We start from the raw sequence: 12591 nt of genomic DNA on the forward strand, positions 1-12591 counted from the left end.
AACATTAAGTTGTGGGACTCACTCAAACCGGCAACGCCCTTTTGTCCACTACCTTGCGCATGACAAAACTGGAGTGGACACCCGTTACCCCCTCGATACGTGTGATCTTATTCAATAAAAGGGCCTGATAGGCCTCCATATCCCGCACTACCACCTTGACTTGATAGTCCGCATCTTGGCCTGTGATCAGCAGACACTCCAGAACCTCCGGCAGGTTTTTGATCTTATGTTCGAAATTTTCAAAACGCTCAGGGGTATGGCGATCCATGGCGATGTGTATCAGCGCCATCAGGTTGAGATCCAATTTCCCAGCATCCAGTTGGGCCCTATATCCGGTGATGATGCCGGACTCCTCCAACGCGCGTACCCGACGCAGGCAGGGCGAGGGAGAGAGACCGATCCGTTCGGCCAGGTCCTGATTACTGATACGTCCATCCCGCTGCAGCTCATCAAGTATGTGTCGATCATAGCGGTCCAGATTCATCAAGTTGCCCTATCGCTAAAGATATTGCTAATTAATTGCGTGATTTTACTTATTTTAGCTATTTTTATATTTATTTTGCAAATATTAGAGTATATTTCGCAATCTCTTGCCGGTCATTCTGCACTAATCTTTCACCATCGGCCACAAGCCGTACTCATAAGATCCGGAATCACAAGTTCCGGGAACAGGGCAATCACCCCATAAGGGTTTTCACAGGGGGGTCCTCATCGCCATTTAAAGACCAAGGATTTGGTTATGGCCGGTGGTGGCATCCCGGTTGCCAGGAAAAGCTCAGATAGTCAGCCAACAAAACCTGCTGCAGGAGATTCACCGTGAACCGCTTTGACCACCGTAAATACCGTTCCATGCAGGCCGTGCCGATGCACGATCGCCAGTGGCCGAACCATACGATCGATAGTGCTCCGATCTGGGCCAGCGTCGATTTACGCGATGGCAACCAGGCATTGCTTGAACCCATGAATGTGGTACAAAAACGCCGTATGTGGGCACTCCTGGTGAAGCTCGGTCTGAAGCAGATAGAAGTCGGCTTCCCCGCCGCCAGCCAAACCGATTATGACTTCGTGCGCTGGCTGATCGAAGAGGATCAGATACCACGCGACGTTACGATCCAGGTTCTGGTGCAAGCCCGTGAAACGTTGATCCGCAAGACTTTCGAGTCCTTGAAGGGCGTGCACCGGGCAATTGTACATGTCTACAATTCCACCTCCACGGTGCAGCGTGAGAGGGTTTTCAACCGTAATCGCGACGGTATCATGAAAATCGCTGTTGATGGCGCAGAAATGTTGCAAAGGGAGGCCGCCAACCACCCTGAAACCGAATGGGTTTTTCAATATTCACCGGAGAGTTTTTCCAATACCGAATGGGATTACGCCGTTGCGGTCTGCGCGGCGGTCCTCGATGTCTGGCGGCCCACACCGGAAGATCCCTGTATTATCAACCTGCCCGCCACGGTAGAGAGCAGCACCCCAAATCTGTTTGCAGACCAGGTTGAATATTTCTGCCGACATCTGCAGAACCGGGAATCGGTAATCGTCTCTGTTCACACCCATAATGATCGTGGATGCGCGATAGCCGCCGCAGAACTCGCCCTGCTTGCCGGCGCCGATCGTGTCGAGGGCACATTGATGGGCAATGGTGAACGAACCGGCAACATGGACCTTATTACGATGGGCATGAATCTCTATAGTCAGGGTATTGACCCGGAGATCGATCTCTCCCGACCTGACGAGATCATTCAGATCTATGCTCAGTGCACCGGTCTGCCGGTGCACCCACGGCATCCCTGGGTGGGGGAATTGGTGTATACCGCCTTCTCCGGTTCCCATCAGGATGCTATTCGTAAATGTCTGCATCGCCAGCAACCGGACGAGCCATGGCAGGTCGCCTATCTGCCGATCGATCCACAGGATATCGGCCGGGATTATCAGGCGGTAATCAGGGTCAACAGCCAGTCGGGCAAGGGAGGGGTGGCCTACGTCCTGGAACGGGATTACGCTCTGATGCTGCCGCGCTGGATCCAGACAGAATTGTCCGCCATCGTACAACGGACAAGCGAGTCATGTGAGGGAGAGGTCGACAGCAAAACCATCTTTGAACTCTTTCAGAACCACTTCGTGGCCGACATCCACCCCACCAGGCTGGAAGGCTACCGTCTCGACTCCCATCGGGGCAGTGACGTGATCGATGTTAAGCTGTCAGACAAGGATAAACCCAGAACGATTCACGGTCAGGGTGAGGGGGCAATCTCTGCATTTATGGATGCCTGGACACAAGCCTATCGCACACAGGCGCGAGTTCTCGATTATCATGAACATGCGATCGGTGAGGGTACCGATGCGGAAGCTGTCGCCTATGTACTGCTTGATATAGATGGCCAAACATTCGCCGGAGCGGCATTTGATCAGGATAGTGTCAGCGCTTCACTTAAATCCCTTATATCGGCACTGAATCTTTATCAGATCGCGCAGGAGAGTGTGATGAATATGGGCATGACAGGATAGCATTGACCAGACAGCTGCCGAATTGTCGCAACCGATACAAAACAGATCCTGATTACTCACAATATTCAACCACTGAATTGGTAACCTGGCGATAGTGAGAGGTATAAGTATGCCGCGAATACACGCGAATGATTCTTTATATCCGCATATAAATGCGAATAAACGCAAATATATTTATTTGCTGTTCAACATGCCTCAACACAGACTTTAACCCACTTCTCCATACAGGACAGACAAAAACATAAAATTTGCATCCATTTGCGGACTGATCAAGATTTGCGTCTATTAGCGGCTCGCTTTTACGACACTCACCGCGGGTAAGAGATAGAGTGACAGTGGATAGCTGAGAATGGTCAATCCAGCATCGACAGCTCAAGTAAATGAGGCAGGGGCTGGCCGATATAGAATCCCTGTGAATAGTCGATCCCCATTTCGCTGACCCGAGCCTGGATCTCTTTTGAGCACACATATTCCGCAACAATCGAAGTGATGCCGATTTTATGTGCGAGCGTGGTGATTGCCTGAATGGCCTGTGCGGCATGCGGATCCTCCATGATGTTCCGTATCAGCGACCCATCGATTTTCAGCGTGTGAATGTTCAGTTCCAATAGATGGCGCAGGTTTGAATAACCGCTGCCGAAATCATCGATGGCTATCCTGCATTCGTAGTCTGCCGAGCGTCTGACGAAATCCGCTATCGCTTCGTAGCTTTTGACCTCTTCACTCTCCAGTATCTCAAAAGTCAAACGCCGCCCTATATCGGGTGACTGTTCAAGTCGATTGAACAGGAAGTCGGTCACCTCAGGATCAAGTATATCCTCAATCGCAAGATTGACCGAAAACTCGAGCTCCGTATCGGTAAATGCCTTAAAGCTCTTTTCGATCATGATCCGCGTCAGATCCGCATTCAGGCGTCCCTCTCTCGCTACCGATAGAAACTCATTCGGCAATAGTAGTGCACCATCTTCGGATACGACACGGACCAGGCATTCGTAACGCTCAATGCGATGGTTTGAATTATTCATGATCGGCATGAAATAGGGTATGACCAAATCATTATTGATCGCTTCTTTCAACACACGGATAATTCTCAGGTTGTCTCTCATCCTGGCCTTTTGACCCACATCAGGATCGTAGGCGAGAAACTTCATCCGGGTACGTTTGATCTGGTTGAGTGTCTGATTGGCCGTTTCCAGCAGTGGGGCGGCTGTTGACAGGCCGGCAGTCACGTTGATCGGTACCGGATTGCCGTCAAAGGTAAAAAGCGTATATTCCATTGTACCAATCAGTTTACGAGCGAGCATTTGCGGATCATCCGTTCCACCTTCGACAAGGACACCGAAATCGTCCCCGCCAAGACGGAAAAGTCCATGCTCCGACCGTGCAAGGGCAGACTGTAAAACCGCTGCCATCTGCACAAGAATACTGTCTCCGGCCTCATGACCGTAAAAGTTATTAATATGTTTGAAGCCGTCGATGTTGATAATGATCAGTGCCTGGTCAGTACCTGTGTCGAGTGAACGCTCAAATGCGAAACGGTTTTTTAAACCGGTCAGATGGTCGATGGTTGCACCCTGTTCAAGTGCGTTATGTAAACCCGATAGTTCCCTGTGCCGCCTGTCCAGGTTGATCAAAAAAATGACGATCATGCCCAGAGAACCGATGAATGCAAGGGTGATCAACAGTGACCAAAGATGGACACTCTCTGCCTGCCTTTTACTGATATCGAGAAACAATTCACTGGTTTGATGCAGGGCCTTATCAATGGGGATATCGAGAATCCCCATAAAAACCGGTATGTACTGAGCCAGGTATCTGTCGACGATTCGGGCGTGCGATAGAAACACCCGATTGAATCGTTTTCTGTCCGGATCGGCAAACTCCTTGTCTTGCAGCCTTTGCAGCACCTCATTGAATCCGATCAGCAACTCGGCATCCATAGCGTTGCTGGCAAGAAACACAAGGGAGGTCGCTTGAGACAGGTCCTCCACGTACGCCTGGTCTTCATTGACGAAGTTCTTTATGTAGCGATGCGTCAGTCCCGGCACATGGGAGACCGAGTTCTTGACCAGGGAATTGAGTGTCGTGTATCGGATGATGGCCTGTTCCTTTTGCTCCAACAGCTGGTCGAATTTGTCCAACTTTTTCCAGAAAGCTTGGTATTCCGCTGAATCGAGGAACGCCAGGAGGCGTATCTCCCCCCCCAAATTCCTGATCTCCTTTATCAGTCGGTGCACCTCGTCATAATTGTGATAGAGACGGTAGGCGGTGCTCCAGATCTCTTCGTCAACACGCTTGTTCAGCAGCTCCATCTCCGCCAGATTATGGATGAGCTGATTATGACCTGACAGCAGCGCATCAGTTCGTGACTTGGAATAAAAAAAGGTCAATCCCGCCAGCAGGGCGAGAATCAGCGCTACATAGATCTTGAATTGAAGCCTCACGGCGACTCCAGGATCGCCGGGCGTTTGCCGGTGAGCGTCTTGAGGAAAGCGGTTAGCAGGCGGTTCTCCTCCGCTGTGAGATCAAACCCCAGATTGTGGAATGCCATGGCCGCCAGGGTCTCGCCCAGCGTGCTTTTGCTGCCGTCGTGCAGATAGGGTGACGTAAGTTCAATATTGCGCAGGCTCGGCACCTTGAACCGGTTGCGATCGAAGGGATCGCCGGTGCGGGCATAGAGGTCCCCGGTCACTACGTCTTTCTCAAGCGGATTGACCGCACCGATATATTGATATGAATTGCCACCCAGATTGATCCCGTTATGGCAGGTGACGCAACCCATGGTTCTGAATAACAGATACCCCTCTTTTTCATCCGCCGCCAGCTCGATTTCACCTCTCAGGTAACGATCGAAGGGGCTGTCCGGTGTAAACAAGGCCTTCTCGAATTCAGCGATGGCATCGGTGACATCTTCGAACCGGACGCGAGACTGATGATAGACACGCGAAAAAAGCAGCAGATATTCGGCATGATCGTTGAGACGCTGCTCGACCTCCTCAGCCGTCATCGCCATTTCGATAGGGTTGTGCAGGGGACCTGCCGCCTGTTCTTTCAGGTCAAGGGCGCGGCCATCCCAGAACTGCCTGAAATTGTAATAGGTGTTGTAAACCGTCGGCGCATTCAGTGTGCCCTTCTGGTTTCCGATCCCAATGGAGACCTCGCGAGGCTCCGCGCCACCGTGATCAGGATCGTGGCAGGTGGCGCAGGACACACTACGGTCCTTGGAGAGCAGGGTATCGAAAAACATGCGTTTACCCAATCGTGCCTTGCCTTCGTCATAGTCCACTTCTTGAGGCAAAGGCTGCAGGGCCATGGCCTGATTGGGCAGGTGCGATACCAGCAAGAGGAGACTTAGTATAAATACTCTCGGCATCGAATATTTCCGATCATTGATTATTTTCCCCCAAAATCGACAACGGGAGTCGAAAACGACATACCCAATGGTATCGGCTGAGACCACTGTTTCTTAAACCAGCGCCCCTTCTGCTATTTTTGTAGATGATTGATTTTATTGGTATACAGCCCACTCTCCAGATTTAATTGTAAAATTGTTATACAGGTTCGACATAGTGATTCTATGCACGGTATCTTCCGCGAAGGTATCCAAGTGGACATTGAGCCTCCCCCGGCATTGGTGATTGTCGAGTTGAATGGAATTCACATCGGAAGCTGGGAACTGTGCCAGCCACAGCCACAACACTCTGAAATATATATTAAAAAGACCGGACATCCGATAATGTCCGGCCTTTTTCATGAAGACAGGTCAGGGTGTTACTTGCTCTTCGAGGCGGCTACCCGCAGGCGCAGGGCATTGAGCTTGATAAAGCCCTCCGCATCCTGTTGATTATAGGCGCCGGCGTCGTCTTCAAATGTGGCGATCGACTCATCGAACAGACTGTTGGTATTGGAGCGGCGCCCGACAATGTCCACATTGCCCTTGTAGAGTTTGACTCTCACCACACCATTGACCACCTGTTGGGTGTGATCGATCGCAGCCTGCAACATCTCCCTTTCCGGCGTGAACCAGTAACCGTTGTAGACCAGCTTGGCATACCGGGGCATCAGCTCATCCTTCATATGCGCAGCTTCCCGATCCAGAGTCAATGACTCCATGGCACGATGCGCCTTGAGCAGGATTGTGCCGCCGGGCGTCTCGTAACAGCCGCGCGACTTCATGCCCACATAGCGATTCTCGACAATATCGGCTCGCCCGATACCATTCTCACCGCCCAACTGGTTGAGTTTCAATAATAGTGCCGCCGCGGAAAGCTTCTCACCGTCAATGGAGACCGGGTCACCGTTTTCAAATCCGATCTCGACATAGGTTGTCCGGTTTGGGGCCTCTTCCGGGGAGACCGTCCAGCGCCACATGTCGTTGCCTGGTTCATTCCACGGATCTTCAAGATCATACCCTTCATAGGAGATGTGGAGCAGATTGGCATCCATCGAATAGGGTGATTTCTTGCCCTCCCGCTTCATCTCGATCGAGATTCCATTGGCCTCTGCATAGGCCAAAAGCTTTTCCCGGGAATTTAGATCCCACTCACGCCATGGCGCGATGATCTTGATATCTGGCCGCAATGCATAGGCGCCCAATTCAAAACGCACCTGATCGTTGCCTTTGCCGGTGGCGCCGTGGGAGATGGCGTCTGCGCCGGTCTCGTTGGCGATTTCAATCAGGCGCTTGGCGATCAGAGGCCTTGCTATGGAGGTCCCCAGCAGATACTCACCCTCATAGATGGCATTGGCGCGAAACATCGGGAACACATAGTCAAGGACAAACTCCTCTTTAAGGTCCTCTATGTAGATCTCCCTGATACCTGCCGCCTCAGCCTTGGCGCGCACTGGCTCGACTTCCTCGCCTTGCCCGATATCCGCAGTAAAGGTCACCACCTCACACTGATACTCATCCTGCAGCCACTTGACGATAATCGATGTATCGAGACCGCCCGAGTAAGCCAGAACCACCTTCTTAATGCCATCTTTTGACATCTGCTATCTCCCAGAAAAGATGCTATTAAAAACAGCTCATTATAACCTATCTTGAAACAGATGATATGCCGTGAAGCACCCGACATGCGCGTACGGTGAATGCATGCTCGACCCAATTACATCTTAATATTAAAGACTTATTAGCTGCTATACTCTACCTGACTTGTCCCTCATTTTATCATCTGCATACTGAATAGTGCTGACGGCGAAAACTTTTGAATTCTAAAAGAGTAGCTATCATCCTTCTGGCCGCATGGAGCTTGGTGGTGCTGATCTCTCTCGGCTGGAACATTAAACACACCCAAGATGAACATCACCATTTTCTGGAAGATACCGCACGCCTGATGTTTGATCATATCAAGCTGGTCAGAGATTGGAGCGCCGGTCACGGTGGAGTTTATGTGCCCGTCTCAGAATCCACCCCGCCTAACGAGTACCTTGAGGTCGATAACCGGGATATTGAGGTAAGCGACGAACTGACCTTAACACTGATCAATCCAGCCTATATGACTCGGCAATTATCGGAACTTGCTGCGCATAACAAAGGCATCCAGTTACACATCACCAGTCTTAAACCTATCCGACCAAGTAACCAACCTACCGACCTGGAACGGGAAGCGCTTCTCATGTTCGAAACCGGTGCTACACAGGAGTACAGCCACTTGATTGAGGATCAAAGCGGATTGCGTTTCTTCTACATGGCACCCTTGATGACCACTCGCGCTTGTCTTCGTTGTCATGAAAAGCAGGGGTATCAGCGTCACGATTCCCGATGTCAATACAGCTCCAATCTGGGGATTGGTTATTGGCCACATCACCATAGGCATGATCGGCATAACGTTAATCACCAGCCTCTCTCAAAGGCTATCCGCAAGCTATAAAAAAATGCATCAGCAATCAATCATCGATGCACTGACCGGCATTCCGAATCGTCGTCATTTTATCGATCGACTACTTGCCGAATACCGTCGCGCCAGCCGCAACTCAACCGCATTGACACTGATGATCTGTGATATTGATTATTTCAAGCTTTACAATGACTCTCTTGGCCACTTGGAAGGTGATGAATGTCTCGTAAAAGTGGCGAAAACAATTCATTCGTCACTACAACGTGGCGGCGACCTGTGTGCGCGCTACGGGGGAGAGGAGTTCATTATCATTCTACCCAATACGGATTTAAACGGCGGAGAGAAAGTCGCCAGGCGCATCAAACAGGATATTGCCGCCTTAGCCATACCTCATCCCAATTCGCCTGTCGGTGAACATCTTACCCTGAGTATTGGCGTGGCCACCGAGGCCCATGACTATCCGTCCCAATATAAACTGATCAAGCGGGCTGACGACGCACTCTACCGTAGTAAGCAACTGGGACGAAACCGCATTGAAATTGACGCCCATGACCATAGTGTAAGCGCCTCGTCAGAAATAGTGGTGTTACAGGATAAAATCAATCAACCCGGTTAGTAACGGACGGAACTTCCCGCGTTGAGCAATCAGCCACCAATCATCTACGCATCCATACAGATCCTGACGGTGGCGTGCTCAGCCACTCCAAGGGCCTGTTAACAGGTCCTAGGGTAATAGTATTGAGAAGACGCCTCCGTCAGCATCTGCGCGATTCGCCAACTCAACACGGCCACGAACTCCGTCATGCTGATGCAGATCCAGCACAGTTTGGGTAAAAAAGAGTCCTAAGCCGGTATTATTGGTGATAAAGCCCGACTCAGGATTCATGAATCCGTTTTGTTGTGCCAGTATATTACTGGGAAATCCCTCTCCATTGTCCTCGACCCCAATAGTCAAACCATGAGGCGACGCCTCCGCAGTCAATCGAATGCTATCGCCGGTATAACGCAAGGCATTGCTGATCGCATTCCCCATAACGCCCATCATCAGATTTCTGTCGAAATACCAATACAGGTCGTGATCACACTCAATATCGTACTCGATCCCCTTTTGCCTCATTATGACAGCATGCTCCAGCAGTGCCTCGTCCAGAAAATCCTTGACTGAATGGGCATCCACATTCAACAGATAGACTCCCTCCTCGACCTTGAACAGGGTCAATAACTTGACCAGATTGTTATTGATCCTACGCACCTCATATTCCATATCAGCGCATTGTTGAATTCCGGCACACCCTTCCATCTCACTGCTCTCTGAAATCGTACCGATGAACTTGAGCAATATACCCAATGAGTTTTTTATATCATGGGACACCATTGCAAAAGCCGATTTTAGATCGATCCCATCCCTGTCATCCTTAATTTTGTCCACTAAAACCCTCCTCAACTGAAACCGGTGTAATCTTATTCAACATATCAAGAAAGCGGCCGGCGTCTGAATCCTGGTGATCCCTTTCAAGCAATCGGTTAAGCGAGAATCGGCACCTGAAATGGTAACCTGGATCAATACCGTTATCACGCATGTAATTGATCATTGCCCCAGCCGCCATCAACATCAGCGTTCTATTCCTTGGATAACGCTCAATGGTGTCGTTTAGCAAAGTAATCGCCTGCTTCAGTCTGTCTGAACGTAACAGTTCGGTACACTTTACATGTATCTGCTGCAATTCAGTCCTGGCAATTGAAACCAATTCTTCAATATGATGATCCCTGCCATGTTGCAGCATCAGCTGACGGACACGGTCTATCCAGCGTTCATCGTCATGGTGATTGCCGAGCAGCACTTTCAACAGCTCCTGCGCCTCATCGGATTTTGACAATTGAAACAGGTCATCGGCAGCATCCAGTAAATGATGGGCGGTAACATCCCTTTTATGCTCATCAACCAGTCTTACTATTTCATCAAGATAGATTTCAAGACCTGTCATCACACCCTGATGATGTTGCGCCAGCGCCTGGCCGCATAACATTTGGATACGGTCTGCCGGCTGATGACTGAAGCGCTTACGCCCTTCACTGAGCAGTTTTACCATCTTTGGTCTGCGGCCAGTATTTTGGTAGATATTCGCCAAGTACCTGTATTCCTGTGCGCTGGCAAAACACGAATTTCTTCCCCAGCGTATGGCAGCCTGATAGGCCCTCTCAGCTCTGACGGCATCGCCGTTGCGCTCCGCCAACTGTCCAAGCTTCCTTTGCCTGACAACCGCTTTGGGGGACAAATCAACTGCCTCTTGCAACAGATGTTGCGCCTCTTCGGTATCCCCTCTCTTCTCCAACAACCGGACCAGCCAATCATAGACCTCGAGGTAGAGGTGGTTTTGTTCAATCAGCGTTCTGAATTCCACTTCGGCCCGGTCATGATTGTCTTTCAGAAAATCGATCTTGCTCAATCCGAATCGAGCCCAGGGAAAATTGCGAATCGCCAAAATCTCTTGATAGATCTTTTCGGCTTCGTCAACACGCTTGATATCCAAGCACAGCTCTGCCTGGAGTTTAGCCAGATAGAGTCGCTGTTTGAGATCCTTACCGCAGCGGTCCCGACATAGATCTATGGCACTCAATTTGTCATCACGAATAAGCGCATCATCAATCGCCTTCAGTTGACGTTTTCTGTTTAATGCCACTGTCAAACGGTGGTGCAACACCTCCCGATTAATCGGTTTCACCATATAGTCATCGGGCTGATGCTCCAATGCGCTCATCACCATCGGCATATTGCTTTCTGCCGTGATCATGAAAAAGGTGGCCGCATGCCCCAGGTAACCGAGATACCTCGCCTCTTCAAGAACCTGCTGTCCGTCTTTTCCATCACCCAGGTTATAGTCACATATCACTACGTCGTAACTATTGTTTGCCAGCAGCTTCAGAGCCTTTTCACCCGAGGCACAGGTTGTGACATCGGTTGCGCCATAACTGGTAAGCATCCCCTTAAAGGAGACCCGCATCTGGTCAAAATCGTCGATTATCAGGTAGTTGAGGTTTTGCCGTAGTTCTTCCATGAGAATAGATCCATCCCTTGGTTAAGCATGAGAGGCGCTAGGATAAGCGCCTCGGTACATAAATCTCATATCGCGCAAATCTGTACGCGCTTAAACGGAATTGTAAACTCTGTTGATTTAGATCAATTAGAATACGAACAAGATGACTATTCCAATTAGCTATACTCCTCAACACTGAAGACCAAATCCCTTTACCAATCAGCAGATCATAACATCGGCCCTGTTTAAGGAATTAACTTAACAGATCACTCAAGCTGTTAAATGGACAAACGCTATATCCATCATGTTGCAGAGCATTTGATCAATCAATGGATGTATTGGATTGCAATACCCTCGAACCTGTAGATCCGCTCAAGTTCGCAAATAAGAGAAAAAAATGTCGGTAGCTAAAAAGAATACAATTCGTCACGCCTTCACTCACTCTCAATTACCGGATACAAATAAAATCTCTAGTCGACAGAAGAGTTCTTCTTCATCTTCGATCGATGAAGAGGAGAGAAAAAGACTATCGCGTGAGTTGCATGACGGGTTGGGACAGCTTTTGACTACGATAGGATTGCAGGTAAAACAATGCCTGAATCATTATGACAGCAATTCATTCCCCAGCCTGTCACCACATGACCACAAAGCCTCGTTACAACAGATTTCAACCATGGTGAAAGAAGCGATTGGTGAAGTCAGGTCCATATGCAGCGCTATTCGACCCTCCATTCTCGATGACCTCGGCGTCCTGGCGGCCATCTCCTGGCAATGCAGGCAGATCTCACAGGCCTCCCCATCTTTAAAGATTGTGACCGATTACAGGATTGAAGAGAACCAGATAGCCGTTGCTTACAGAACAGCAATCTACCGCATCGTACAGGAATCATTAAACAATGCCCTGAAATACTCCCATGCGAGCCGAATCGGAGTCACACTCTCCCTGCAAGATGAATCGGTCCACTTGAGTGTTATTGACAATGGCATAGGATTCGACATTGCCTCTATCCACGAGGGGCTTGGTCTGGGATTAATGAGCATGCGTGAAAGGGTGGAATCGGTGAACGGCAAACTGGAAATCGCTGCCGCCGTCAATTCGGGAGTTGAAATTCAAGCATATTTTCCACTTCGAACAATGACACTCTGCGACACTTGAACAAAATCCTCAGACTTTCATCATCTCACCGCGTCAAGCGCGGAATTTCATAAAC

Annotated in this window: 10 protein-coding genes; 4 read left to right on the forward strand and 6 right to left on the reverse strand. The window is 49.8% G+C overall.

The annotated features are described in order from the left end of the window. Positions 1–22 precede the first annotated feature (22 nt). Positions 23–484, reverse strand: a complete 462-nt coding sequence (locus CODIS_RS02725; RefSeq protein WP_069121204.1) for an Lrp/AsnC family transcriptional regulator — start codon at positions 482–484, stop codon at positions 23–25. A 332-nt stretch (positions 485–816) separates the two neighbouring features. Between CODIS_RS02725 and leuA the strand changes: the two genes are divergently transcribed. Beyond that, entirely contained in the window at positions 817–2505 is a 1689-nt protein-coding gene (leuA, locus tag CODIS_RS02730; RefSeq protein ID WP_069121205.1) for a 2-isopropylmalate synthase, read from the forward strand. Positions 2506–2858: 353 nt separating this feature from the next. On the opposite strand, the gene CODIS_RS02735 is transcribed toward leuA, so the two are convergent. The 3 genes from CODIS_RS02735 to CODIS_RS02750 all read right to left on the reverse strand — a co-directional run bounded on the left by CODIS_RS02735 (position 2859) and on the right by CODIS_RS02750 (position 7497). Beyond that, a complete protein-coding gene (locus CODIS_RS02735) occupies positions 2859–4949 on the reverse strand; it encodes an EAL domain-containing protein (protein WP_069121206.1) in 2091 nt (696 codons plus the stop codon). After that, on the reverse strand, positions 4946–5878 hold the full coding sequence (locus CODIS_RS02740) for a cytochrome-c peroxidase (RefSeq protein ID WP_069121207.1): 933 nt from the start codon (positions 5876–5878) through the stop codon (positions 4946–4948). Before CODIS_RS02740 ends, CODIS_RS02735 begins: the two co-directional genes overlap by 4 nt. Before the next feature lie 398 nt (positions 5879–6276). After that, positions 6277–7497, reverse strand: a complete 1221-nt coding sequence (locus CODIS_RS02750; protein WP_069121209.1) for an argininosuccinate synthase — start codon at positions 7495–7497, stop codon at positions 6277–6279. A 215-nt stretch (positions 7498–7712) separates the two neighbouring features. Here CODIS_RS02750 and CODIS_RS02755 point away from each other — a divergent pair, with 215 nt between their 5' ends. Both CODIS_RS02755 and CODIS_RS02760 read left to right on the forward strand, forming a co-directional pair. After that, positions 7713–8378 carry a Tll0287-like domain-containing protein gene (locus tag CODIS_RS02755; protein WP_083220517.1) on the forward strand — a complete coding sequence of 222 codons (666 nt, stop codon included), beginning with the start codon at positions 7713–7715 and terminating at the stop codon, positions 8376–8378. A 4-nt stretch (positions 8379–8382) separates the two neighbouring features. After that, entirely contained in the window at positions 8383–8961 is a 579-nt protein-coding gene (locus CODIS_RS02760) for a diguanylate cyclase (RefSeq protein WP_069121211.1), read from the forward strand. 108 nt (positions 8962–9069) lie between these two features. Here CODIS_RS02760 and CODIS_RS02765 read toward each other — a convergent pair whose 3' ends face one another. Both CODIS_RS02765 and CODIS_RS02770 read right to left on the reverse strand, forming a co-directional pair. Then, a complete protein-coding gene (locus tag CODIS_RS02765) occupies positions 9070–9774 on the reverse strand; it encodes a sensor histidine kinase (protein WP_069121212.1) in 705 nt (234 codons plus the stop codon). Continuing rightward, complete coding sequence (locus CODIS_RS02770; protein WP_069121213.1) at positions 9761–11401, reverse strand: tetratricopeptide repeat-containing response regulator; 1641 nt, start codon at positions 11399–11401, stop codon at positions 9761–9763. Before CODIS_RS02770 ends, CODIS_RS02765 begins: the two co-directional genes overlap by 14 nt. Before the next feature lie 376 nt (positions 11402–11777). Between CODIS_RS02770 and CODIS_RS20360 the strand changes: the two genes are divergently transcribed. Beyond that, positions 11778–12536: a sensor histidine kinase gene (locus tag CODIS_RS20360; protein ID WP_083220519.1), complete on the forward strand. Its 759-nt coding sequence runs from the start codon at positions 11778–11780 to the stop codon at positions 12534–12536. Positions 12537–12591 lie beyond the last annotated feature (55 nt).

The sequence above is a fragment of the Candidatus Thiodiazotropha endolucinida genome (assembly GCF_001715975.1).
In the GTDB taxonomy this organism is placed as follows: domain Bacteria; phylum Pseudomonadota; class Gammaproteobacteria; order Chromatiales; family Chromatiaceae; genus Thiodiazotropha; species Thiodiazotropha endolucinida.

Excerpts from the sequence above, each read along its gene's own strand:
- CODIS_RS02725 (WP_069121204.1), bottom strand. The coding sequence starts at position 484 with ATGAATCTGGACCGCTATGATCGACACATACTTGATGAGCTGCAGCGG.
- CODIS_RS02740 (WP_069121207.1), bottom strand. The coding sequence starts at position 5,878 with ATGCCGAGAGTATTTATACTAAGTCTCCTCTTGCTGGTATCGCACCTG.
- CODIS_RS02750 (WP_069121209.1), bottom strand. The coding sequence starts at position 7,497 with ATGTCAAAAGATGGCATTAAGAAGGTGGTTCTGGCTTACTCGGGCGGT.
- CODIS_RS02760 (WP_069121211.1), top strand. The coding sequence starts at position 8,383 with ATGCATCAGCAATCAATCATCGATGCACTGACCGGCATTCCGAATCGT.
- CODIS_RS02770 (WP_069121213.1), bottom strand. The coding sequence starts at position 11,401 with ATGGAAGAACTACGGCAAAACCTCAACTACCTGATAATCGACGATTTT.
- CODIS_RS20360 (WP_083220519.1), top strand. The coding sequence starts at position 11,778 with ATGTCGGTAGCTAAAAAGAATACAATTCGTCACGCCTTCACTCACTCT.